The 23014-nt window shown below is 69.7% G+C and carries 19 protein-coding genes; 5 read left to right on the top strand and 14 right to left on the bottom strand.

Translation table 11 applies throughout. The annotated features are described in order from the left end of the window. Positions 1-5 precede the first annotated feature (5 nt). The 4 genes from PUT80_RS12610 to PUT80_RS12595 all read right to left on the bottom strand — a co-directional run bounded on the left by PUT80_RS12610 (position 6) and on the right by PUT80_RS12595 (position 3775). Positions 6-557: a hypothetical protein gene (locus PUT80_RS12610; protein WP_275292037.1), complete on the bottom strand. Its 552-nt coding sequence runs from the start codon at positions 555-557 to the stop codon at positions 6-8. Between the two features lie 94 nt (positions 558-651). After that, on the bottom strand, positions 652-1812 hold the full coding sequence (locus tag PUT80_RS12605) for a sulfotransferase (protein ID WP_275292036.1): 1161 nt from the start codon (positions 1810-1812) through the stop codon (positions 652-654). 10 nt (positions 1813-1822) lie between these two features. Next, positions 1823-2602, bottom strand: coding sequence for an SDR family oxidoreductase (locus PUT80_RS12600; protein WP_275292035.1), 780 nt, complete (start codon positions 2600-2602; stop codon positions 1823-1825). Between the two features lie 3 nt (positions 2603-2605). Continuing rightward, positions 2606-3775 carry a hypothetical protein gene (locus PUT80_RS12595; protein WP_275292034.1) on the bottom strand — a complete coding sequence of 390 codons (1170 nt, stop codon included), beginning with the start codon at positions 3773-3775 and terminating at the stop codon, positions 2606-2608. Between the two features lie 85 nt (positions 3776-3860). Here PUT80_RS12595 and PUT80_RS12590 point away from each other — a divergent pair, with 85 nt between their 5' ends. After that, entirely contained in the window at positions 3861-4751 is an 891-nt protein-coding gene (locus PUT80_RS12590; protein ID WP_275292033.1) for a helix-turn-helix domain-containing protein, read from the top strand. Here the strand turns inward: PUT80_RS12590 and PUT80_RS12585 are convergent. Next, the gene (locus tag PUT80_RS12585) at positions 4739-5212 is read right to left on the bottom strand and encodes a nuclear transport factor 2 family protein (RefSeq protein ID WP_275292032.1); all 474 of its coding nucleotides are present in this window, start codon (positions 5210-5212) and stop codon (positions 4739-4741) included. The two genes, PUT80_RS12590 and PUT80_RS12585, sit on opposite strands and share 13 nt — an antisense overlap. Before the next feature lie 82 nt (positions 5213-5294). Here PUT80_RS12585 and cysD point away from each other — a divergent pair, with 82 nt between their 5' ends. Both cysD and cysC read left to right on the top strand, forming a co-directional pair. Further along, entirely contained in the window at positions 5295-6212 is a 918-nt protein-coding gene (gene cysD, locus PUT80_RS12580) for a sulfate adenylyltransferase subunit CysD (RefSeq protein ID WP_275292031.1), read from the top strand. Continuing rightward, the gene (gene cysC / locus PUT80_RS12575) at positions 6212-8074 is read left to right on the top strand and encodes an adenylyl-sulfate kinase (protein WP_275292030.1); all 1863 of its coding nucleotides are present in this window, start codon (positions 6212-6214) and stop codon (positions 8072-8074) included. The genes cysD and cysC overlap by 1 nt, the downstream gene beginning before the upstream one ends. 11 nt (positions 8075-8085) lie before the next feature. Here cysC and PUT80_RS12570 read toward each other — a convergent pair whose 3' ends face one another. From PUT80_RS12570 to PUT80_RS12560, 3 genes are all read right to left on the bottom strand, one after another. Beyond that, on the bottom strand, positions 8086-8790 hold the full coding sequence (locus PUT80_RS12570; protein WP_275292029.1) for a type 1 glutamine amidotransferase domain-containing protein: 705 nt from the start codon (positions 8788-8790) through the stop codon (positions 8086-8088). Beyond that, positions 8787-9731: an acetoacetate decarboxylase family protein gene (locus tag PUT80_RS12565; RefSeq protein ID WP_275292028.1), complete on the bottom strand. Its 945-nt coding sequence runs from the start codon at positions 9729-9731 to the stop codon at positions 8787-8789. Before PUT80_RS12565 ends, PUT80_RS12570 begins: the two co-directional genes overlap by 4 nt. 80 nt (positions 9732-9811) lie before the next feature. Beyond that, positions 9812-10393: a TetR/AcrR family transcriptional regulator gene (locus PUT80_RS12560; protein WP_275292027.1), complete on the bottom strand. Its 582-nt coding sequence runs from the start codon at positions 10391-10393 to the stop codon at positions 9812-9814. A gap of 63 nt (positions 10394-10456) precedes the next feature. On the opposite strand from PUT80_RS12560, the gene PUT80_RS12555 reads away from it, so the two are divergent. Further along, a complete protein-coding gene (locus PUT80_RS12555) occupies positions 10457-11725 on the top strand; it encodes an NADH:flavin oxidoreductase/NADH oxidase family protein (protein WP_275292026.1) in 1269 nt (422 codons plus the stop codon). Here PUT80_RS12555 and PUT80_RS12550 read toward each other — a convergent pair. Continuing rightward, positions 11694-13325, bottom strand: a complete 1632-nt coding sequence (locus tag PUT80_RS12550; RefSeq protein ID WP_275292025.1) for a hypothetical protein — start codon at positions 13323-13325, stop codon at positions 11694-11696. The two genes, PUT80_RS12555 and PUT80_RS12550, sit on opposite strands and share 32 nt — an antisense overlap. Before the next feature lie 25 nt (positions 13326-13350). Further along, a complete protein-coding gene (locus PUT80_RS12545; RefSeq protein WP_275292024.1) occupies positions 13351-15462 on the bottom strand; it encodes a hypothetical protein in 2112 nt (703 codons plus the stop codon). Positions 15463-15672: 210 nt separating this feature from the next. Here PUT80_RS12545 and PUT80_RS12540 point away from each other — a divergent pair, with 210 nt between their 5' ends. After that, positions 15673-16950 carry a threonine/serine exporter family protein gene (locus tag PUT80_RS12540; RefSeq protein ID WP_275292023.1) on the top strand — a complete coding sequence of 426 codons (1278 nt, stop codon included), beginning with the start codon at positions 15673-15675 and terminating at the stop codon, positions 16948-16950. Positions 16951-17068: 118 nt separating this feature from the next. Here PUT80_RS12540 and PUT80_RS12535 read toward each other — a convergent pair whose 3' ends face one another. The 4 genes from PUT80_RS12535 to PUT80_RS12520 are packed head-to-tail and all read right to left on the bottom strand — an operon-like array spanning position 17069 to position 22986. Further along, positions 17069-18250, bottom strand: coding sequence for an alkyl sulfatase dimerization domain-containing protein (locus PUT80_RS12535; protein WP_275292022.1), 1182 nt, complete (start codon positions 18248-18250; stop codon positions 17069-17071). Then, a complete protein-coding gene (locus PUT80_RS12530) occupies positions 18250-19572 on the bottom strand; it encodes an MFS transporter (protein WP_275292021.1) in 1323 nt (440 codons plus the stop codon). Before PUT80_RS12530 ends, PUT80_RS12535 begins: the two co-directional genes overlap by 1 nt. Positions 19573-19625: 53 nt before the next feature. After that, a complete protein-coding gene (locus PUT80_RS12525; RefSeq protein WP_275292020.1) occupies positions 19626-20945 on the bottom strand; it encodes an alkyl sulfatase dimerization domain-containing protein in 1320 nt (439 codons plus the stop codon). Further along, positions 20938-22986 (bottom strand): acetate--CoA ligase family protein, encoded by a 2049-nt coding sequence (locus PUT80_RS12520; RefSeq protein WP_275292019.1) that lies wholly within the window; start codon positions 22984-22986, stop codon positions 20938-20940. Before PUT80_RS12520 ends, PUT80_RS12525 begins: the two co-directional genes overlap by 8 nt. Positions 22987-23014 lie beyond the last annotated feature (28 nt).

The following is a 23014-nucleotide window of genomic DNA, read 5'->3' as shown; positions in this document are numbered from 1 at the left end:
CGGCATCAGTTCGGCGGCTGCTGCGGTCCCTCGCCCGGGTTGGACTGCGGCGGCAGCGGCTGGGAGTAGCCGGACTGCTGACCGGGGTCCTGCTGGGGATATCCAGGCTGGGGCTGCGCGGGATAGCCCGGCTGCGCGTATCCGGCCTGCGGATACCCGTACCCGGTCTGCGGATACCCGGGCTGTCCGCCCGTCGGGTACCCGCCCGGCGCGAAACCGGGCTGCGGCGCGCGGCCGCCCTTCGCGACGCCGAGGACGACCAGCAGCCACGACAGCACTTCGAGCACGCTGAGCGTGAGGCCCACGATCGTGAAGATCGTCGTCATCTCGGAGGTGCTCAGGTGGTCCGACGCCATCCAGGACGCGACGTTCGCCAGCATGATCCGCCAGGCGATGTCCAGCGCCGTGGTGACGAGCATGACCGCGAAGGCGGCCACCATCAGCCCGGAGCCGCCGCGCGAGCGCCGGTTGATCGAGAGGATCAGGCCGAACAGCCCCACGATCAGCAGCAACGCCTGCGGGAGGATCTGGAGCACAGTGTTGGTGAAGGTCGTCATGCCTGCTCTCCGCTCGAGGAACGTCGGGCAGATCCTAGGGCGCGGCCCCGTCCGGCGCGGCCGGTTCGCCGAACATCCCGGTCTCGAAACGGCTTCAACTTCGGTGCGCGGGACGGTATCCGGCGAACCGCTCGTCGACCTCCCCGGCGGTCAGGCCGAAGTCGGCGAGGTCGTAGCGGTGCCGCGGTTTCGCGTCCCCGGTGCGGCTCCGCTCGTGCAGCGCGGTCATCGCTTCGCGCGCTTGCGGGGCGAGATCCAGGCCGAAGTGCTGGTAGACGCCCTCGACGGTGCCGATCGGGTCGGCGACGAAGTCCTCGTACCGGACGTCGCAGAACTGCGCGGGGTCGTGCCGGGCGCGGGCGGCGGCGAACTGTTCCGCGCCCCTGGCCCACAGGTCGAGCTGGCTGCGTCCGACGACCTCGCCGCGGAACGTGTCCGACCAACCCTCCGACGCCTGTTCGGTGAGGCTGCAGACCGAGGCGATGATGGTGCTGGGCGCGCGGTGGGTCTGCACGATCAGCGCGTCCGGGTAGACCTCCAGCAGGGCATCGAGGGCGAACAGGTGGCTCGGGTTCTTGAGCACCCAGCGGCGGCCGGCGTCGGGCAGTCCGATGAGCTGGAGGTTGCGCCGGTGCCTGCGGTAGGCGTCGGTCCAGTCCTGTCCGTCGAGCCAGCGCGAGTAGCCGGGCACGTGCGCGAGGCATTCGTACGAGACGGATTTCAGCGACTGCCGCAGCAGCTGCCAGCATTCCTCGACCTGGTCGGCAGACATGTGGTGCAGGCCCATGAACTCGGGATGCTCGACGTGGTGCTGTTCGTATCCGGCCTGGATCGCTTGGAAGACCGGATTGTCCGGCCACGTCTCGCGCGGCGGGCGCGGCTGCGGCATTTCGGTCAGCCACACCTCGAGGCCCTGGTGCGCCGGGTCTTCGGTCAGCAGCCGGTGCAACGCGGTGGTCCCGGTGCGCGGCAGGCCGGTGACGAAGATCGGCCGCTCGATGGGCACGTCGGCATACTGCGGATGCTGTTTCCACGAGGCTTCGCTCAGCAGCCGCGCGACCAGCGCGCCGCGCAGGAAAGCCCGGTGGACTTTGTTGCCGTACGGGGTCAAATCCGCTTCGGTGGCATAGGAATCGAGCAGCACGCGGAGGCCTTCGAGATGGTCGTCGCCGCCGAAATCGTCGAGGCCGGTGAGTTTCGCGGCGGACGCGTGGAGGTCTTCGACCGTGCCGACGCTGTCTCGTCCTGGACGCATGCTCTTCCCCTCAGTGATGGTATTCGCCGGCGTTGACGTCGAGGCATTGCCCGGTGACGCAGCGGGCCAGAGCGGACGCGAGGAACACGACAGTGTCGGCGATCTCGTCCGGTTCCGGGAGACGGCGCAGGTCGATCGTCTCCGCCGTCTCCGCGTACACCTGCTCCGCGGGCACGCCGCGTTCCTTGGCCAGGTAAGCGAAATACCACTTGAGCGAATCCGCCCAGATGTAGCCCGGGGCGACCGAATTGACCCGGATCCCCTGCGGGCCGAGTTCCGACGCGAGGCTCTGCGCGAGCGCGAGCAGACTCGCCTTGGCCATTTTGTACGCGCCGAAAGTGCGGCGGGAATGCCGCAGCACGGCCGAGTTGATCATCACGACCGAACCGGCGCTTTCGGCGAGCGCGGAGGTGCAGAGCCGGGTCAGCCGGAGCGCGGCGAGCACGTTGGTCTCGAACCCGGCGCGGACCGCGTCGAGGTCGACTTCGGCGAGGTCGGTGATCGGCGGGATCGCGAAAGCGTTGTTCACCAAGGTGTCCAGCCGCCCGAACTCGTTCAGCGCGGTCTCGACGAGCCTGGTCGCTGAGGCGTCGTCGGTGATGTCGGCCGGCACCTGGACGGCTCGGCGGCCCAGCGCTTCGACTTCGGCGGCGACCTCGGCGAGCCGGGATTCGGTGCGGGCCGCGAGCACGACGTCGGCCCCGGCCGCGGCGGAACGCAGGGCGATGGAGCGGCCCAGCCCGGGGCCGATTCCGGACACGAGAACGACTTTGCCGGTCAGGAGGTCCATGGGTCAGCCCAGCATCCTGGCCGCTACGGCAGCCTGTCGCGCGGCGATCCGCTCCGCCCATTCCTCGGGGGTCACGCGAGCCTCCTTGTGGTACGGCAGCCGGTCGGCGAGTTCGCCGAACCTCACGACCTCGACCTCCGGACCGTCTTCGGCGGTCAGTTCCCGGGAAAGCCGCTGCCAGCGGATCTGGACGTAGCCGCGGTCGTGCCCGGTGCGTTCGAGCCAATTCGCGACGCCGGGGTCGCGTTCGCTGATCACGAACCGCATCCTGCCGTCCGGGTCGACGCGGGCCTGGTCGGCGGTGAGGCTGGTCTGGTGGTTCAGGTAGTCCAGCGAGACATACCAGGTGCTGCCGAGCTGGATGCCCTGGTACGGCGCGTCCGAGCGGGGCACGGTGACGATCATGACCTCGTCGTCGGCGAGTTCGTAATGCCCGGCCGAGGAGTACTGCGTGGGCAGGCCGCCGGGCGTGCTGCGCGGTTCGGTCATCGTGTTCACCGGCAGGTTCAGGTAGAACCACTTGGGGAAGGCGAGGAACGTCTTGATCCGGCTGAGCAGGATCTTTCCGGTGACGCCGTAGCGTTTCTCCATCGCGGTGCGGGTCGGCGCGGGCGGCGCCTGGCCGGTGGTGCCGGCGCAGCGGAGCTGGATCGTGCCGCGGCGTTCGGTCGCCCAGTCGCTGTAGACCTCGCGGACGACGAGCATCGACGACCCGGGGCCGAGAACGAAATAGCCGGGCTCCGGGTCGGATTTCGCCGGGCCGAAGCGGATTTCGAAGGAACCGTCGGCGGCGATGGGGATCTCGCGGTCGTCGAACGCGGTCATGCTGTCGGGCACCTCGACCGGCGTGTAGTCCCCGTTGAGGACCTGGAAGCTGAGGTCGGCGGTGGTGCCGCGGGTGCCGGTGACGACGTACTCGCGGTCCTCGCGGATGTTCGCGTTGAAGTACAGGGTGTCCGGGTTGTCCAGGCCCATTTTCGTGTACGGGCCGGTGGAGAGCGTGAAGTACGGGAAGTCCCGGTCGTAGGCCCACGCGGTCTGGACCGAGGCCCGGATGCTGCCCGCGAGGTAGTCGTACCCCTCGACCAGGTCCTGTTCGGTCCGGACGTGCGGCGCCTCGGCGATGATCTTTTCGGCTTCGGCGATCGCGCCGGCGAGCGGTTCGGTCAGCACCGGAGACTCCTCACTGGTCCAGATCTGTACCGGAGTGGTACGTTCACGGTCGGTTGAGACTAGAACGCGTTCTAAGGACGGGTCAATGGCGGTTACCCGGCGCTCGCCGCCGACGCAGCGGGTCGTGCGGCTGCTGGACTATTTCGCGGCCCGGCCGGGCCAGCGCTTCGGGCTGTCCGCGCTGGCCCGCGAACTGGACCTGAGCAAGCCGACCTGCCTCGGCATCCTGACCGAGCTGACCGCGAGCGGTTACGTGGTCCGCGACCCGAGGACCACGACGTATCGCCTCGGACCGGCGATGATCGCGGCCGGACGCGCGGCGGGAGAAGGCTTCGGCGCCAGCGAAATCGCCCGCACGCACCTGGAAGAACTCAGCGCCCGGTACGAGGCGACCTGCACCGCGTCGGCGGTGGTCGACGGGCGCATTCTGATGCTGCAGAGCGCCGGGCCGGGCAAAGTGCGGCTCGGCGAGACGTATCCGTTCGCGCCGCCGGTCGGGCTCATGTACGTGCTGTGGGACGCCGATTCCGCCTTCGACGCGTGGCTCGCGACGCCGCCCGCGGTGCCGGTCCGGCTGGACGAGGCGTACCTGCGGCGCGTGGTCGCGGAGTGCCGGGAACACGGGTATCTGGTGGAAAGCCTGACGTCGGCGGGCCGTCGGCTCTACACGCTGATGGCCGGGGTGGCGGCCGGGGATCTGCCGCCCGAGGTGCGCGGACTGGTCGGCGAGCTGGTGTCGAGCCTGGGGGAGCGGGTGTACCTCGGCGCGGACCTGGAACCGCGGAAGAAGCACGCGGTGAGCCTGCTCGCCGCCCCGACCTTCGACGCGTCGGGGCGGCAGGAGCTGGTGCTGACGTTGTCGGTCGGGGAACCGATCACCGGCGCGGAAATCGCGCGGCGCGGTGCGGCGCTGGCCGCGGTCGCGGACGCGGTGACCGCCGAGGCGGGCGGGGTCCGTCCGGATCAGGCGGGCTGACCCCACATGTTCGCCGTCAGCTTCCAGCCCGGCTGGTCCTTCATCGAGACCAGCGTTTCGTAGAGCCGCTCGTACCCCGTGCTGCTGATCCGCCAGACGCCGTCCTCGCGCCGGTAGGTGTCCTCGTAGTAAGCCGCGCCCTCGATCACCACCCGATGCTCGGCGACGATCACCTTGTCCTGGAACAGCCACCGCCCGGTCGCGGTGTCGCCGTCGATCTCGATCTCCGGGTGGCCGGCGAAGTGCATCGTCGTGATGCCGGGGCCGACGGTGGTGCGCAGGAACTCCATCAGCGCGTCGCGGGTGTCGAATTTCAGCGGTTCGCCGTAGGAGGGCGTGCCGTAGTGCACGCGGGCGTCGGCGGTGAGCGTCTCCGCCATCTCGTCCCAGCGCTTCAGGTCGAGGCACCGGAGGTAGCGGAATTTCACGCGGCGGATGTCTTCGAGTGCGGCCAGGTCCATGCGCTCAGGGTCCTCCGCCGCTTGACCGAGTGCAAGAACCTGTTCTACTTTTCTGTCCTCGAACCTCGGAAGGGCGGATCCGATGGCGACCCAGGCACCCCCGGCCTACGAGCTGAGCCACCTCGGTGTGCTCGAAGCCGAAGCCGTGCACGTCTTCCGCGAGGTCGCGGCCACCTTTGAACGGCCGGTGCTGCTGTTCTCCGGCGGGAAAGACTCGATGGTGATGCTGCACGTCGCGGCGAAAGCGTTCTGGCCCGCGCCGTTGCCGTTCCCGGTCATGCACGTCGACACCGGGCACAATTTCGACGAGGTGATCCGGTTCCGCGACGAAACCGTTGAGCGCTACGGGTTGCGGCTGCTGGTCGCGAGCGTCCAGGACGACATCGACGCGGGCCGGAGCGTCGAGGATCCGAAAGCGGGCCGGAATCGGCTCCAGACGGCCACGTTGTTGCGCGGCATCCGCGAGAACGGCTTCGACGCGGTGTTCGGCGGCGCGCGCCGCGACGAGGAGAAAGCCCGGGCCAAGGAACGCGTGTTCAGCTTCCGCGACGAGTTCGGGCAATGGGATCCCCGGCGGCAGCGTCCGGAATTGTGGAATCTGTACAACGGCAGGCATCGCAAAGGCGAGCACATCCGGGTTTTCCCGCTGTCGAATTGGACCGAGCTGGACATCTGGCAGTACGTCGAGGCGGAGGACGTGACCCTGCCGTCGCTGTATTACGCGCACCGCCGGTCGGTGGTCCAGCGCGACGGGATGCTGCTCGCCGACACCCGGTTCCTCGCCGTGGCCGAGGGCGAAGTGCCTTATCCGGCAACGGTTCGCTTCCGCACGATCGGCGACGCGACCTGCACCGGGTGCGTCGAATCGACCGCTTCGTCACCGGCGGAAGTGGTGGCCGAGGTCGCCGCGACGCGGGTGACCGAACGCGGCGCGACCCGGGCCGACGACCGGATTTCCGAGGCCGGAATGGAAGACCGCAAAAAGGAAGGCTACTTCTGATGAGCGCCGGGGACCGGGTCACGACGGTGCGGCTCGCCACCGCGGGCAGCGTGGACGACGGCAAATCGACCCTGATCGGCCGGCTGCTGTTCGATTCGAAGACGGTGTTCGCCGACCAGCTCGAAGCGATCGAGCGCACCAGCCGGGACCGCGGCGACGCGTACCCGGACCTCGCCCTGCTCACCGACGGCCTGCGCGCGGAACGCGAACAGGGCATCACCATCGACGTAGCACACCGGTATTTCGCCACGCCCAAACGGAAGTTCATCATCGCCGACACGCCGGGGCACGTGCAGTACACCCGGAACATGGTCACCGGAGCGTCCACTTCGGACGTCGCGCTGATCCTGGTCGACGCGCGCAAAGGCGTGCTCGAACAGTCGCGCCGGCACGCGTTCCTCGCCAGTCTGCTGGGCATCCGGCACCTGGTGGTGTGCGTGAACAAAATGGACCTGGTCGACTGGTCGCAGGAACGGTTCGAGGAAATCCGCGAGGACTTCCGCCGGTTCGCGATGAAATTGCAGACCCCGGATCTGACCTTCGTGCCGATGTCCGCGCTGCACGGCGACAACGTGGTGCACCGGGGCGCGAGCATGCCCTGGTACGAAGGCACTTCGCTGCTGCACCACCTGGAACAGGTGCACGTCGCTTCCGACCGGAACCTCGTGGACGCACGTTTTCCAGTGCAGTACGTGATTCGCGAGCACAGCCGGGATTTCCGCGGCTACGCCGGGACGGTGGCGGGCGGCGTCTTCAAGCCCGGCGACGAGGTGACCGTGCTGCCGTCCGGATTCACCACGACCGTGCGTGCGATCTGGGGACCCGGCGGGGTCGAGGTGCCCGAGGCGTTCGCGTCGCTGGCGGTGACCATCGAGCTCGCCGACGAACTGGACCTCAGCCGCGGCGACCTGATCTGCCGTCCGGGCAACCGTCCGCACGTGGGCCAGGACGTCGACGCCATGGTGTGCTGGTTCTCCGACCAGGCCTCGCTCGCTCCGGGCGCGAACTACCTTGTCCGGCACACCACGCGCGAGACCAAGGCCGAGGTCCGCACGCTCGACTACCGGCTGGACGTCACCACGCTGCACCGCGACGAAACGGCGGAGTCGTTGTCGCTCAACGAAATCGGCCGGATCCGGCTGCGGACGCGGCAGCCGCTCCTGTTCGACCCCTATGCCCGAAACCGGCCGACCGGCGGCTTCCTGCTGGTCGACGAACACTCCGGCGACACCGTCGGAGCGGGCATGATCACCGGCCCGAGCGCGACCGCACCGAACGTGGTCTGGCATCCCGCGGCGGTCTCGCGCGACGAACGCGCGACCCGCGGCCGGACAGTCTGGCTCACCGGGCTGTCCGCCTCGGGCAAGTCGAGCGTGGCCGTGGAACTGGAGCGCAGGCTGGTCGCCTCGGGCCGCCCCGCGTACCTGCTCGACGGCGACAACCTCCGGCACGGGCTCAACGGCGACCTCGGCTTCGCCCCGGCGCAACGAGCCGAGAACATCCGCCGCGTCGCGGAGGTCGCGAAGCTGTTCGCCGACGCCGGGATGGTGGCGGTGGTGTCGTTGATCAGCCCGTACCAGGCGGACCGCGAACTCGCGCGAACCATCCACGAAACCGCGGGTCTGCCGTTCTTGGAGATCTTCGTCGACACTCCGCTCGAAGTGTGCGAGGACCGCGATCCGAAGGGCATGTACGCGAAGGCGCGCGCGGGCGAAATCACCGGGTTCACTGGAGTGGACGCGCCGTATGAACGCCCCGCGTCCCCGGATCTGGTGCTGCGCCCGGAAGACGGTGACCCGGCAGCGATGGCCGCGCTGGTTCTCGACGCACTGGAGCTGTCAGCCGATGATCGTAAGGGGTAACGTCGTTCGCGCTAGGCGGCGGAGACGTCCTCGATGATGCGGCGTGCGAGCGCGGCTGAGGATCCGGGGTTCTGGCCGGTGTAGAGGTTGCGGTCCACGACCACGTGCGACTTCAGCGGCAATCCCGAGGTGTAGTCCGCGCCCGCTTCCTTGAGCCGGTCTTCCAGCAGCCACTTGGCTTTCCACGCGAACGGGTTGAACCGTTCCTCGACGTTGGAGAGCCCGGTCATCCGGTAGCCCGCGAAGGGCCAGCTGCCGTCCGGGTTTTTCGCGGCGAGCGCGGCTGCGGGGGCGTGGCACAGCAGCGCGAGCGGCCGGTCGGAGGAGAGCCGTTTGGTCAGCAGGGCGCCGGAAACCGGGTCGACGGCGAGGTCTTCCATCGGGCCGTGGCCGCCGGAGTAGAAGACGACGTCGAAGTCGTCCGGGTCCAGTTTGGACAGGTCGGCGGGGTGTTCCAGGACCGGGGAGAGTCGGTCGAGTTCGGCGCGCAGTTTCTTGGCGGTGTGCGGGAGAACGCCGCCTTTGACACCGAGGCTGAGCTGGTCGGCCACGGGCTGTTTGCCGCCGGGGGTGGCGACTGTGACGTCCCAGCCTTCGTCGGTGAACAGCGTGTAGGGGACGACGAATTCCTCGGCCCAGAACCCGGTGGGGTGCTCGGTGCCGTCCTTCAGCGTCCACACGCGGGCGGCGGAGAGCACCTGCAGAACCTTGGTCATCGCGAAACTCCTTGCTGGGGAACCGAATACGGGACCGGCAGGTGCAGGGCGAGCTGGCCTTCGGCGAGCACGTCCAGGCGGACCGGTCGGGTCGGCTTGAGCGAGCGCAGGTCGTCGCTCATCCGGCCGCGGCCGAGCTTGAGGTCGACGTCGCGCGGGAAGGACGTGCTGCCGGACGACAGCGCGTTGGTCTGGCTGAGCGTCGAGTGCCAGGCGCCGTTGATGGTGGTGTACGAGGTGAGCGTCGAAACGCGTTCGCCGCTGGGGTGCCTGGTCTGCGCGGGAGTGGCGGCCGACAGCGCCAGGTCGAGTTCGCCGGAGTCGTTGGCGACCCGGGCGGTGGTGCGGTTCGCGTCGATGTCGACGTCCAGTTCGGTGACCCACTTGGGGAAGCCGTAGCCGTCGTGGCCGCGGACCTGTGCGATGTCGGTGTTGACCGGCAGCGACAGGACGTAAGTGTCGAGGTGGTCGTTCTTGAGCGCGGCGACCAGGTCCACGAACCCGAGCTTCCCGTGCCGCGCGGGCTGGACCGCGACGCCGACGGCGGCCTCGGTGTAGAAGTCGATGTCGCACACGTCGTAGCGGAAGAACATCACCGACACCAGGCCGAGGCCGGGCGCGACCTCCAGCGGCGCCAGCTCCCTCGGCAGCCGGGCGCGGATCGCGCGGGACCGGGCGAGCATGGTCAGCCGGGCCGAGGACATCCGGTAGTAGAAGTTCGGCGTCAGCGTCGGGCCGATCGGCGACTCGACCTTCGTCTTGGGCAGGCCGCGGAAGAACTCGACGCCGCTGACGCGCGGGTCGCGGGCCACCTCGTCGAGGTCGGTGTCCATCCGGTAGCGGTCGAACAGCCCGCCCGCGGGAACGGCGACGCGGCGGTCGCCGAGGTCGACCTCCACTGTTCCGGTCCTCGCCGGGCTGTCCTGGCTGGGCGGTGCCATCGGGGTGCTCCCTCACGTTATGTGTGCAGTGCTTACATCGCGGTAGGCTGCGATGTGAGCACTGTCAACACTGGGAGTCGTCAGTCACCCGGCCGGGCGGCGAAGACCGCGGTGAAGGACGCTCGGACCTGGTTCGCGACGTCGTCGGCGGAGGTGCTGGCGAGCTTGCCGTCGAGGTGCAGGCAGGCCAGTCCGTGCACCATTCCCCATCCGCCGACGGTGATGCTGGCCAGGTCGGCGTCGGGGAACACGTTCGCGACGGCGCGGGCGAGCGTCTCGTGCACCGCGGCTGCCGCGGTGACGCGATCGTCGTTCGTGTCGTCGCAGGCGTTGCCGAACATGAGCCGGAACAGCGCTGGGCGGCGGAGGGCGAAGTCGACGTACGCGACGCCCAATTCGGCTAGCTCGGCGACTGTTTTCGGCGTGGCGTCGGCTTGGTTCAGGTCGGCATCGAGGTCGCGCAGGCCCTGGGCGGCCAGCGCTGATTCCAGGGCGTCGCGGTCGGCGAAATGCCGGTACGGGGCGGTCGGGGAGACGCCCGCTTTTCGGGCGACCGCCCGCAGGGAGAACTGCTCGCCCTGCTCGAGCATCTCCATTGCGGTCGTCAGCAGGGCTGCCCGCAGATCGCCGTGATGGTAGCCGTCCTTCGTCGAAGTTGACACTGCTTACATCGCCTCCTACTCTTATGTGAGCACTGCAAACATACCGCATGGAGCGAAGGAATCATGACGACCTCGCCGCTGTTCACTCCATTCGCGCCCGCCCACGGGCCCGCGCTCGCCAACCGGATCGTCAAAGCGGCCATGGAGGAGAACATGGCCGGCCCCGGGCAGCTGCCCGACGAGCGCATCCGCCGCCTGTACCGGCGCTGGAGCGAAGGCGGCGCCGGACTGATCATCACCGGCAACGTGATGGTGCACGCCGAAGCGATGACCGGGCCGGCCGGCATCGTCCTGGACGACCAGTCGCCGCTGGAGCCGTTCCGCGTGTGGGCGGACGCGGCCAAGAGCGGCGGGGCACGGGTGTGGATGCAGATCAACCACCCCGGACGCCAGGTGATGGCGAACATGCCCGGCGTCGCGTGGGGTCCGTCGGCGGTCAAGGTGAACCTCGGCAAGCAGAGCAAACGGCTCGCGCAGCCGACCGAGATGACGGCAGTCCAGATTGGACAGACAGTGGCGAGGTTCGCCGAGACCGCGCGTCGTGCCGAGGAGGCCGGGTTCGACGGGGTCGAGATCCACGCCGCGCACGGATACCTGCTGTCACAGTTCCTGTCGCCGCTGGTCAACCGGCGGACCGACGAGTGGGGCGGCAGCCTGGAGAACCGGGCGCGGCTGCTGCTCGACATCGTGCGAGCCGTGCGCGACGTGGTCTCCCCGGCGTTCGCGGTCGCGGTGAAACTGAACTCGGCGGACTTCCAGCGGGGCGGGTTCGACGCCGCGGATGCGGGCCGGGTGATCGAGATGCTGGCTCCGCTCGGGGTCGACGTGGTCGAGCTGTCCGGCGGCAGCTACGAAAGCCCGGCGATGTCGGGTCGTTCCGCCGACGAACGCACGGTGGCGCGAGAGGCGTACTTCCTGACTCTGGCCGAAGAACTCGCCGCGACGAGCCCGCTGCCGTTGATGCTGACCGGCGGCATCGTCCGGCGGCCGGTCGCCGAGCAGGTACTGGCCGGGGGCATCGACCTGGCCGGGATGGGGACGGCGCTGGCGGTGGATCCCGACCTGCCGAAGAAGTGGCTCCACGGCGAGGATGCGGCGGTGGAGCTGGCACCGGTGGCGATCAAGGACAAAGCGCTGGCTTCGGCCGCTGGGATGGCTCGGGTACGTCGGCAGCTACGGCGGGTCGGGGCCGGCCGTACGCCGCGACTGCGGACGAATCCCAAGCTGGCTCTGGCGAAAGAGACCGTCCTGCAGCAACGCGCGTTGCGTCGCTACCGCGGCTGGCTCGACGGCCGAGGCGTCAGCAGGATGTTTTCGGCACCGCAGTCGTGACCGCCTTGTTCCACACTGTCGCGGTGGATCCGTCGGCCCTGATCTCGACGACCGGGAACGGTTTTTCCACCGGGTTGCCGTACTGCGCCTGATCGGGGCTGAACTGGATGGTCCCGCTCGCGCCCTGGACGGCGTTCTGGCAGCGCATCTCCTCGATGAGGCCGATTTGGGACAGCGGCGTGCGCACCACCGTGTCGGCGTTGCCGTTCGCGGCGCGGCGGGCGGCCATCACGGCGACAATCATGGCGTCGTGGGCGAGGATGCCTTCGCCGCTGCCGAGGTCGGCGACGGAGAACGTCAGCGGGGCGGCGCCGTCGTCCGCGCGGACGGTCTGGCCGTTGCACACGCCGGGTTTGCCGGTGAAGACCGACTGGAAAGTGTTGTAGGCGGCCTGTTCGGCGCTGCCGTTGCACGGACCCCATTCGTCCGGGCTGGCCAGCGAGGTGAACAGCACCCGGACGTGGCCGCCGCGGACGGCGTCGCGGAGGCTGGCCTCGTTGATCGCGGAGCCGCCGTCGTCGCCGGTGACGACAGTCAGTTTTCCGTTGGCGCACGGCGTGTTCCCTTGCGTCCAGGACTGCACGAACGGCCTGAGGTCGGTGCCGCGGCCGGTGAAGTAGACGACCGTCGGGGCGACTGAGCACAGATTCTGATTCAGGTACGCGAACTGGGTGAGCAGCGGGTCGGCGCGGGAGACGTCGTGCGGCAGCGCGCCCGGCGAGGTGAACGGGAACCGGTGCGCGGCGGGCATTTCCTTCACCGCCCGCGAGCCGAGGGTCTGGGTGTAGTCGTCGCCGGGGATGTTGTCCTGCACGATCGCGACCCGCGACGGATCCGGCTCGATGCTCGCGATGAACCGGGCGGCGGCCGCCACGGAATGGGTGTTGGTGGGCGAGGTGCGGAAGAACCCGGTGTTGAGCTTGCCCTCGGGGGTGAGGTTCATAGTGTCCCCGGTGACGGTCGCGCCGATCACCGGCAGATGCGCCTGCGCGGTCAGTTTCGCGGCCGCCGCGCGGGTGTTGTCCATGCTCTGGCCGAGCCCGATCACCGAGACCACGTGGTTGGCCGCCGCGTGCTCGGAGATCTTGTCGACGGCCTCGGACCAGCTCGCGTACTGGCTGCCCATGTTTGCCAGGAACAGCTTCACCTTCGGCACGCTGCCCTGGAACGCGGCGGTGTGGTTGGCCCGCCACGCACCGGCGATCGCGCCCTCGATGTCCGGGTACAGATCAGGGTAGAGCCGGGTGTCGACGCCCTCGTTCGGCGACATGTCCTGGAACAGCACCACGGACACGTAATTGCCGGTGATCGCCGCGTTGTTGGCCCGGACCGCGGCTTCCAGCTCCCGCATGTGCTCCGGCTCGTTCTGCCGGAACTGCGCGCTGTCCAGGTTGATGCCGACGCACGCGTCGTTCGCGTCCGCGGTCATGCCTTCCCCGCACCGCGCGAACAACGGCGGGACGAACAGGCCCGCGGCGACGAGGACGACCACCGTCAGCGTGGCGAAACCGGTCGCCAGCACCGGACGCCGCAGCACCCAGTTGGCCAGCCGCGGGAATCGGTAGGTGAACCAGCGCAGCAGCTTGCGAATGCGGTCCATCACGCTCCTGTCGGGAAAGCGGCTTTCACCGGCCGCCGAATTGCGCGGCGGCGTCGGTCAGCGCGTCGGTGTCGTCGCGGGCCGCGTAGTTGCCGGCCAATCTGGTGAAGTTCTTGGAGATCCGCTGGTCGTGCGCCGGGCTGGGAACGGTGTGCGGATCGTGGTAGAGCCAGAGCCGCGCGACGATGCTGGTGATCGCGGCCTCGGCGGACTCCCGCCCCGGCTGCCCGTCCGGCACGAGCTTCGCGACGCTGTCGTCGGTCGGCTCGACCGCGGCCAGGCGGCACGGTGCCCGCGTGATCTGGTCGACCAGCCGGACCCAGTCGGGGTGCCCGCTCTTGGCGAATTCGGTGACCAGTTCGTCGACGACGGCCGCGAAGTTGTCGCAGGCAAGGGCGTAATACAGCCGCCGGGCCTGGTCCTCGGCCTCGCCGGTCGGTTCGGCGCAGGTGTTCGCCATCCGCCGGAACACCTCGGCCCACGTCATGGCTACCGGATGGCGGTCGGCGGCGCTCTGCGCGTGCAGACCGGCCAGCAGGCAGGCGAGCAGCCACGGGTGCAGGGCCGCCGGGTGTTCCCGCCCGGGGACGGCGACCGGCCACAGCCGCGAGGGCCGGGCGGCGAAGGTGCTGACCCACAGGTTTTCCCGCAGTGCGCGCAGGATGTCGTTCGCGTCGGGGAAGGCGGCCGGATCCAGCGGGGCCGACTGTCCCGGCTGGCCGAGCCGTACCCCCACCGCGACTGCCTGCGGAACGACGGCCGGCAGCGAGTCCGCCAGCAGCGACCGCGGTAGGAAAGAGGTCAGCGCGCGTTCCCACAGCGCGATTCCGTTGTGCGGCTGGAACAGCAGCGACCGGGCGGGCGGGCTGGCGTCGACCGGAAGTTCGGCGGCGCGGCGGCCGATTTCCTGCGCGGCGGCGGGCAGGCCGCCGGAGAGCCGCTGGACGAACTCGTCGAAGACAGCCGGTTCCCAGCCGTCCGGCGGGGTCGGGGCGAGCTTGCGCAGCACCTCGGGACCGGGCGGGTCCAGCCACACGGGATACCACGCGCGGGTCGGGGAGTCGCCCCGGTCGGCAGTGGCGGCGAGATGATGGGTCCACTGCTTGAAATCGGCCTGGGACAGCAGGGGAATCGGCCGCTTGTCCGGGCAGTCCGCCTTCGTCCGCCACGGTTCCCGCCACCAGTGCCCCCAGGCGGACGACCACCGGTCCATCGCCGCCACGATCAGCAGCGGATCGCGTTCGGGCAACCGATTCTGCCGTGCACGTACGAAAGCGGAGAGGAATTCGCGACCGGCGGGGGTGGCATCAACGTTGTCGATCAGCAGCGCCCAGGCGTGCTCGTGCGGAACGTCCTGTCTGTGCGGGGCCAGGCACTCGCACCGGCGCACCGGCGTCGTCCATTGATCGGCACTGCGCGACAAATCGGTCAGGAACGCGTTCAGCACGTGTGGGACCGGGTCCGAACTGCGCTGGCTCAGGTCGATCAGCGAGTCGATCGTGCTGGCTCCCTCCAGCAAGCCGCTGAACCATTTCAGCGCCTGCCGCACGCTTCGCCGCCGCCGGTTCGCGAGCCGCAGCAGCGCGCCGATTCCGCTGCTGACCGCTTGCTGGACGGCGGGTCCCGGCACCTGCGCGCCGATCCCGGACAGCGACAGCGCGAACCGGACCGCCTCGCCGGCCAGGTCCGCGACCGGGTGCTCGTCGCCCTGGTGCAAGTAGCTCCCGACGAGCTGGAGGACGTGCGCCCGGGCCGCGTCCCGGTCCTGCGGCAGGGTTTCGTTCAGTGCCAGCAGGGAAAGCCCGACGCGGTGGAAGGCCGGGTCGCGCGGCAGGTTGTCCCAGTGCCGGGCGAGCAGGAAGGACACGTACGCGGCGGCGGAGATCGGATCGGCGACCTGGGCGTCCTGGAAATCGAGCCGGGCGTGGACGAGCGTGCCGCCGCAGGTGCCGGAGATCGTTTTGAGCGCGGTGCTCTTGCCCGAACCCTTCGGCCCGAGCAGCGCGACGACCGGCTCCGGCACGGCCGTTCCCGCCGCTGGTCGCCGGAAGGCTTGCCGGACAAAGAGTTCTGCGGCGGTCAGCACGTGCGGTTCCCCCAGGTCCTGCCGTTCGGCGCGCGATGCGGTACGAGGCACGGCAGAAGGTGTATCGGTTCAGATGTGGGCCGTGTCACAGGTATTGCGGCGGTTCACTCCAAAGTGTGGCCCTCGCGGTCGTTCGCGCAAGCGGCTGTCCGGGGGTGTTCTGCTAAGCGGAAGTCAGGGTCCGCCACGATCGGGCGAAGGGTTCCGTTCGGCGCGTTCGCGGGCGCTTTCTTGTCGGGGCGGCTGCTTAAAGTGCGGGGCATGGCAGTGGACGAGCGCGAACGGGCGCGACGGGTGCTGAGCTTCGCCCTCGAGGTGGCGATGCAGATGTTCCGGCAGGGCATCGAAACTGCCGTCGTCGTGCGCACAGTCCGCGGGCTGGCCGCGGCGGGCGGCGTCGAGGATCTGCGGATTTTGGTGGGAGTACGGGCAATTCACCTCCAATACTGCGGCGGCGGGGAAGAACCGCTGGTGCTGTTCGGGAGCGTGCAGGCGAACGACGCGCGCGACATCGGCCGGATGGGAGACTTGGAGGCGCTCGCCGTCCGCGCGGCCGCCGGTACGATTTCGCCTGCCGAAGCCGAGCGCGACGCCGGAATCCTCGCTCAAGCCGGACCGACTTGGCCGTGGTACCTGAGTTTGCTCGGCGGCTGCCTGCTCGCCGCGATGATTTGCCTTCAGGCGAACGGAACCGTGCTCGCCGCGGCGGTGTCGGCCGGCTTGTTCGTTCTCGCCAACCGGGTGGGTTGGGCGTTGAGCACGGTCGGCATCGCGGAGTTCTTCCAGGTCGCGGCCAAAGCCAGCACGGTGCTGGTCGTCGCGATCTCCTTGCTGTCGCTCGGGATGCTCACCGGGCACGAGGCGGCGAGCCTTTCGGCGGCGAACCTCGTGCTGCTGCTGCCGATCCTGTCGCTGGTGTCGCTGGTCGAGGACGCGGTCGGCGACTTCCACCTGATGGCAGCCGCCCGGATCGTGACGGTCCTGCTGCTCACCGGGGCGATCGCGACCGGCGTGATGGTCGTGGTGTTGGTGGCGAACGACCTCGACATCCTCGGCGCGGCAAGCCGGGTGCAACTCGCCGCGCTGCCGCTGGCCCTGGTCCCGGTGACGGCCCTGGTGGGTGCACTGGGCAACGCGATCCTGATGGGCACGCCCGCGCGCTGGTGGCTGCTCGCGTGCGGGGCGGGGATCGTGACGTCACTGGCCAACTGGACGGGCCGGTCGGCGCTCGGCCTGTCGGCTCCGGTGTCGATTTTCCTTGCCACGACGGTACTGGGCGTGCTGGCCGGGGTGGCTTCGCGGAGGCTGAAGGTGCCGACCGCGGTGGTCACGATCCCGGGTTTGACGGGTGCGGTGCTGCCGGGGCCTGCGCTGTATCTGAGCCTGTCGCAGGTATTCGCACGGGTCCCCGGCGCCTGGGACGCAGTAGCGGAGGCGATTGTGTCCACCGCAGCGATCGGGGTCGGGGTTGTGCTCGGGTTGCAGCTCGCGGCTTTGCGCCGACCTGAGGCTGCGGTATCGGGGGCTCCTCTTGCTTAGCCGGAGCCGGAAAGTGTGGAGGTTTCTGTCGTGGTTGCCTCGACCACGCTTGCTTCGGTTGCTGCGGTCTGTGCTTCCGAAGGTCGGCGCTGGCCGGAGGCCAACTGTCGCCGCGGTATCACCAGCCGTTGCGGTAGAAACTCCGCGACACGTAACTGCTAGCCTCCTCCGCCCGCACCGCGCACAGCTCTTCCTTCATCGCTCGAGCCTGCTTCACCAAGGGATCATCGCCAGGTGCGAGCGCCAGCAAATCGATGACATGCAACGCCTCCTGCACCCGCCCGTCACCGCGCAGCCGCTCGGCCTGGTCGAGCACCGCCTGCTTGTCCGTGATCGCCTCCGCGCGGGCAGCGGCCGCGACGTCCGGGCGGGACGGGTGCAGGGTCGTCGGATTTCCGTCCCACCACCCGGTTTCCGAGCGGACAATGTCGCGGACGATGTACTCCCGGTGCCCGTAGTGCTCGCGCATCCACGGCACGTCGAACAACTCAGCCGGGTACCGGAGATCGTGCACGATGTCGTCCACCCTCCGGCCCTGGTTGAGCTCGTCCACCACCGCGCTGCGCAGCCATCGGAGCGCGGCGGCGGTCATGGTGAGCTGCCGCACCGGGTCTTCGCGCACCACCGGGCCGAATTCCGGCACCAGGATCGCCGGGTTCAGCGCGGCGAGCCGGTCCAGGGTGTCGGCCCAGCGGACGGTGTCGCGCATGGTCCGCATGGGCGTCCCGATGTTGGGGATGCCGTTGATCACGGCAGCACTGCCGTACAGAACCCGCTGGGAAGGCAGCCACACCGCGGTCACGTCGTCGGTTTCGGAGGGTGCCCACAGCAGCCGGACGTCGGGGGTCAGCGTCATCGCTTCCCGGTAGGTCTGGTCGGGGAAGGTGAGCGGCGGGGGAGCCGACAGGTCGTCCATCGGACGGCGGAACTGCCGGGTGTTGATGTGGTTCTGCAATCCGGCCGTCTCGAGATACCGCTGGTAGCGCCGGACGACGTTCTCGTGCGCCACGACGGTCGGGCGGCGTTCGCCGTGCGCGGCCGCGTAATCGAAGAACCCGGGCACGCCGTAGTTGTAGCCGAGATGCCCGTGGCTGTAGACGATCCACCGCACCGGTTCGCGCAGCTGGTCCAGCACCGGCGCGACAAGGTCGGGGGACGGTCCGGTGTCGACCACGACGAGGCCCGACGCGGTTTCCACCGTCAGGCTGTTGCCCTGCAAGCCGATCGAGCGCACGCCGGGCGCGACCTCGGTGACCTGGCCGCTGCCGTAGAGCGGGTTTTTGGTGTCCTGGAAAGGCATCAGCGAACCACCTCGGTGCGGAGCCCGAGCCGCCGCGCGGTGCGGTCGGGGTTGACGAAGAAGACGGCCAGCAGACCGCCCACAATGGACAGCAGGCCGCTGATCGTGAAGGCGAGCGTGAAGCCGCTGACCGGCGACGAGGCGGCCTGGATCAGCCGTCCGGTGAGGTACGGGGCGAGCAGTCCGGCGGTGGTGACCAGGCCGACGGTGATGGACAGCACCGCGCCGCGCTGGCGGGTCGGGCTGATCTCGGCGTTCATCGTGACGCCGAGCGCGAACACGACCCCGCCCAGGCTGAACGCGACGGTCAGCAGCGCGATCTGGAACCAGCCGCCGGTGTGCGGGAACAGCAGCATCGCGAGCCCGGAGATCAGCACCGCGATCCCGCCGAGCACGCCGCGCGCCACCCGGCTCGACACGCCTCGCCGCATCAGCCGGTCGCTCAGCGCGCCCTGGGCGAGGTTGAACACGACCGAGGCGATCCACGGCAGCGCGACCAGGGTCCCGGTGGTCACCGTGCTGTAGTGCAACGCCGTTTCCAGGTAGTGCGGCACCCACGCGACCAGCACGGCCAGCGCCCAGTACGCGGCGAATCCGGCCAGGAACCCGCCGAGCCAGGTGCCGTTCAGCAGGATCCGCCGGTACGGCACACGGGGTTCGTCCGCTTCGGACTTGGCCGCGTTCGCGTGCACCGACGCGGTTCCGGCGACCTTGCCCTCCCGCCCGAAGATCGCCCACAGCACCGACCACAGGAGGCCGACGACGAGCAGCGCGAAGAACGCCCACCGCCAGCCGTAGCCGACGATCAGTGCGGTCAGCAGCGGCGACGCGAGTGCCACGCCGATGCCGGAACCGGCGTTCAGCAACGCGCTCGGCAGGCCGCGTTTCTCGTTGGGGAACCACTTGTACGCCGCGTGCATGGCCAGCGGATTCGCCGGGCCCTCGGCCGCGCCCAGAACGATCCGGCTGACCAGCACTGCGCCGAATCCGACGGTGCCGAGCATCGGGGCCTGCGTCAGCGCCCAGACGACGCCCAGCACCAGCAGGATCCACTTGGTCGGCACGCGGTTCGACACGAAGCCGACCACGATCGCGGAAATGCTGAACAGGAAGTAGAACCCGCTGCTGATCAGGCCGTACGCCTCGGGCGACAGGCCGAGATCGTGCATCAGCGGTTTCGCGGCGAGGCCGAGCACGGCCTTGTCCGCGAAGTTGATCAGCATGAACACCAGCAGCAGCCCGGTGACGACCCAGCCGCGGGCGCTGGTGCCGCGGGTGCGCCCGCCGGCGGCGGTTTCGGCGGGGAGAGCGGGAGCGTTCATCGTGGGGTCCCCATTTCAACGTCGTTGTCGGACGGGGTGGTGCGGAAGGCGGGTCAGAAGGCCCAGCGGGTGCGGCCCGCGGTGCGGGCGCGCAGTTGTTCGGCGCGGTCGGTTCCGTCGAGCACGGCTTGGGATTCGGCGGCGGCCCAGGCGTAGACGCCCTTGGCCATCGTCGAGGTCGCGGCCTTTTCCAATGCGGTGAACACTTCCGCGCGGGCGGTGTGCGCGGTTTCGTCGTCCGGGGCCGCGTCCACGGCGAGTTGGGCGAAGTGCCCGGCCAGCCGGTGTTCGCCCGCGGCGAGCAGTTCCCGCGCCCGCGCGGCCAGCCGGTCGGAGCCGCCGGACAGGTCGGCGAGTTCGCGGGACAGCTCGGCGCGGCGCGCGGGTTTGAGGTTGGCCGGGTTGCCGTCGTACCAACCGCCGTAGAGCCGCCAGACGTTGCGGACGACGAATTCCGGCTCGTCGTAGGACGGTTTCAGATACGGCTTGGCCAGCAGTTCGGCGGGCGCGGTGACGCCGTGTACGACCTCGTCGAGCGTGGCTCCCGCGTTCATCGCGTCCACGGTCTGGTCGTGCAGGGTCGCGAGGAACTCGGCGGTGTCGGACAGCGCGGTCCGGATCCGGTCCGCGCCCACGATCGGCACGCCGTGCCCGGGCAGCAGCAGCTCCGCGCCCAACCCGGCCATCCAGCGCAGCGCCCGCGCCCACTCGGCGGCGTAGCGCTGGACCTTCTGCGGGTTGCCCGGGTTGGGGGAGGACCAGATGAAAAAGTCGCCGCAGCACAGGATTTTCCGCTCGGGCAGCCACGCGATCGTCGCGTCGTCCGTCTCGCCGCGGCCGTGCTTCAGCTGGACGTCCAGGTCGCCGATCCGCAGGGTCGTGGTGTCGCGGTAGGTGACGTCGGGGTGCCGGTACCGGTCCGGCCAGCGGAATCCGGGCGACTGGAACTGCCGCTGGTTGATCACCGTGTTGTAGCCGCGGGTGCGTTCGTACCGCTCGAAGCGCGGCGGCGTATTCTCGTGGGCCAGCACGGACGGGCGACGCCAGCCGCGCTCCTCGGCTTCGAGGTCGAACGGGCCGACGCCGAAGACGTGGTCGATGTGCCCGTGCGAGTAGACGGCGGTGTGCAGCGGCGCGTCGGTGCGGGCGCGGGTCGCGCCGAACAGGTCCTTCGCGGTGCGGCGTTCGCCGGTGTCGAAGCAGAACAGGCCGTCGGCGGTGGGGAAGAGGAAGACGTTGCCGAACGCCGGCCACATCCAGACGCCCTCGGCCAGCTCGTGCAGACCGTCCTTGCGCAGCGTGCCGGTGTGGTAGACGCGAGTGTCGGCCTCGCCTCGCCAGACCTTGTCGGCGTAGTCGAGCAGGTCAGTCACGGGATGCCTCCTGAGCGTTCTCGGTGAAGAGCGCGTCGACGGCGACCAGGTCGTCGCCGGTGACGCAGAGCGGGTTGAGGTCGGCTTCGGCGAATTCCGGATGGTCGCCGAGGATGCGGACGAGCCCGTCGATCGCGGCGGCGACGGCGGGGACCGGTGCGGCGAGGACGTCGCCGGCCCACGCGGCCAGTTCCGTCCGCTGCTCTGGGGTAGCCGGGAGCAGCAGCGCGCGCCGGGGCGCAGTGGGGTCTTCGGCACGGTCGCCGCCCGCGCCGAGGACGATTGCCGTGCCGTACAACGGGTCTCGCGTCGCCCCGAGGGCGAGTTCGGCGGTGTGCGGCAGCAGGGGTTGCACGACGAGGATGCGGCCCGGGTCGGTGGAGACCTCGTCCAGCCGCGCTTGGAGGGTGTCCAGCACCGCGGGGAGTTCAGCCGCCGTGACGCCGACGCGGACGAGTCCGGCCCGGGCCCGGTGCGGCACGTCGGCGGCGTCGCCTTTGACCACATACGGCCCCGGCCAGCCGTTTTGTCTTGCCTTGGCGGCAAGATCGGCCCCGGCGACGGTGTCCACGTGCGGAATGCCAGCGCCTTCCAACAGCGGGATGGCGCGCAGTTCAGTCCACACTGGACGGTCATCGGCCGTGGTGTGGCTCGCGGGCTCGGGGACCCGGTCGGGCACCAGCACCCGAAGTCGGCGCACGAGAGCGCCGATGCTGGGCAGCACGGTGTCCGGCCGTCCGACGTTCGCCAGCTCGCCGGGCGGCGCGCAGGCCCAGACGAACCACGTCGGCGTCCGCATCGCAGCGGCGGCCGCGGCCAGCCGGTGGTAGGGCTCGCGGAACCGGTCGCCGAACGTCAGATAGAGCACGACGCCGTCCAGTTCCGGGTCTTCGTCGAGCGCGCCGAGCAGATCGCCGACCCGGTCGAGCCAGCGGTCGATGTTGCCGCCGAGGTCGACGGGGTTCTCATCAGCGGCCTCGACGCCGCCGACCTCCGCGAGTTTCGCGCGCGTCGCACCGGAAAGCGGCGGAATCCGCACTCCCAGCGCGGTCAGGTTGTCGGCGAGGATGCCGCCCGCGCCGCCGGACATGGTGAGCACGGCGAGCCTTGGTGCCGGAGGCAGCGTCGTGCCTTTGCGGGCGCAGAGCACCGCGTCCACGAGCTGGTCGTCGTCGGTGACCAGGTGGATTCCTTCCTGACGGCACAGCGAAGCGAGCAAGAAGTGATCACCGGCGACGGCCGCCGTGTGCGACAGCGCGGCCTGTCGACCGGCGGCGCTGCTGCCCACCGCGAGCGCGACCACGGTCTTGCCCGCTGCCCGCGCCTGACGGCCGAGCGCGCGGAGACCATCCGCGTCACGCACGCCTTCGAGGTAGAGCACGAGCACCTCGACGTCGGGCTGGTCGAGCAGGTCGCTGCCGATTTCGTGGCTGGACAGGCAGGCTTCGTTCCCGACGCTCGCGTAGTAGGAGTAGCCGATCCCGGCCTGTTCGAGCAGGTCAGCGAGCACGAATCCCATCGCGCCGCTCTGCGTGACGATCGCGATCGGACCCGGCGGCACGCGCTCGCGGTCGAGGAAAACCGTCGTCGACAGCTGTACTCCGGCCGGGTGGCTCACCACGCCCAGGCAGTTCGGGCCGAGCACCGGCAGGTCCCCGGCGGCTTCGCGCAGTTCGTCTTCCAGCGCGGTGTTGCCGCCCTCGGCGAAACCCGACGCGAAGACGACGACCGCTCCGGAGCCGAGTTCGCGCGCCTCCCTGACCAGCGCGGGAACCGTTTCCGCCGGGGTCGCGAGGACCACGAGGTCGGGGCCGTAGCCGATCTCGGCGAGCGAGCCGACCGTGCGGACGCCGGGCAGGTCGAGCGGGCCGCGGGAGACCGCGAAGATCTCGCCGCCGTAGCCGCCGCGCAGCAGCCGGTCCAGCGCGATCCGTCCCCAGGAGAGCGCGGTGGTCGCGGAAACGCCGACCACGGCGACCGATTTCGGGCGGAACAGCGGCTCGCAGCGCATCGGTGCGGGACCTCCTGTGATCGCGGTCATGGACACAACCCCAACTGTCGCCGCTGGC

It is taken from the genome of Amycolatopsis sp. La24 (genome assembly GCF_029087445.1).
In the GTDB taxonomy this organism is placed as follows: Bacteria; Actinomycetota; Actinomycetes; order Mycobacteriales; family Pseudonocardiaceae; genus Amycolatopsis; species Amycolatopsis nivea.
This window is presented reverse-complemented; position numbering and strand designations above follow the sequence as displayed.

Coding starts and splice junctions, on each gene's coding strand:
- PUT80_RS12550 (WP_275292025.1), bottom strand. CDS start 13,325: ATGGACCGCATTCGCAAGCTGCTGCGCTGGTTCACCTACCGATTCCCG.
- PUT80_RS12605 (WP_275292036.1), bottom strand. CDS start 1,812: ATGCGTCCAGGACGAGACAGCGTCGGCACGGTCGAAGACCTCCACGCG.
- PUT80_RS12600 (WP_275292035.1), bottom strand. CDS start 2,602: ATGGACCTCCTGACCGGCAAAGTCGTTCTCGTGTCCGGAATCGGCCCC.
- PUT80_RS12610 (WP_275292037.1), bottom strand. CDS start 557: ATGACGACCTTCACCAACACTGTGCTCCAGATCCTCCCGCAGGCGTTG.
- PUT80_RS12565 (WP_275292028.1), bottom strand. CDS start 9,731: ATGGCACCGCCCAGCCAGGACAGCCCGGCGAGGACCGGAACAGTGGAG.
- PUT80_RS12520 (WP_275292019.1), bottom strand. CDS start 22,986: ATGACCGCGATCACAGGAGGTCCCGCACCGATGCGCTGCGAGCCGCTG.
- PUT80_RS12535 (WP_275292022.1), bottom strand. CDS start 18,250: ATGCCTTTCCAGGACACCAAAAACCCGCTCTACGGCAGCGGCCAGGTC.
- cysD (WP_275292031.1), top strand. CDS start 5,295: ATGGCGACCCAGGCACCCCCGGCCTACGAGCTGAGCCACCTCGGTGTG.
- PUT80_RS12570 (WP_275292029.1), bottom strand. CDS start 8,790: ATGACCAAGGTTCTGCAGGTGCTCTCCGCCGCCCGCGTGTGGACGCTG.
- PUT80_RS12540 (WP_275292023.1), top strand. CDS start 15,673: ATGGCAGTGGACGAGCGCGAACGGGCGCGACGGGTGCTGAGCTTCGCC.
- PUT80_RS12530 (WP_275292021.1), bottom strand. CDS start 19,572: ATGAACGCTCCCGCTCTCCCCGCCGAAACCGCCGCCGGCGGGCGCACC.
- cysC (WP_275292030.1), top strand. CDS start 6,212: ATGAGCGCCGGGGACCGGGTCACGACGGTGCGGCTCGCCACCGCGGGC.
- PUT80_RS12585 (WP_275292032.1), bottom strand. CDS start 5,212: ATGGACCTGGCCGCACTCGAAGACATCCGCCGCGTGAAATTCCGCTAC.
- PUT80_RS12590 (WP_275292033.1), top strand. CDS start 3,861: ATGGCGGTTACCCGGCGCTCGCCGCCGACGCAGCGGGTCGTGCGGCTG.
- PUT80_RS12555 (WP_275292026.1), top strand. CDS start 10,457: ATGACGACCTCGCCGCTGTTCACTCCATTCGCGCCCGCCCACGGGCCC.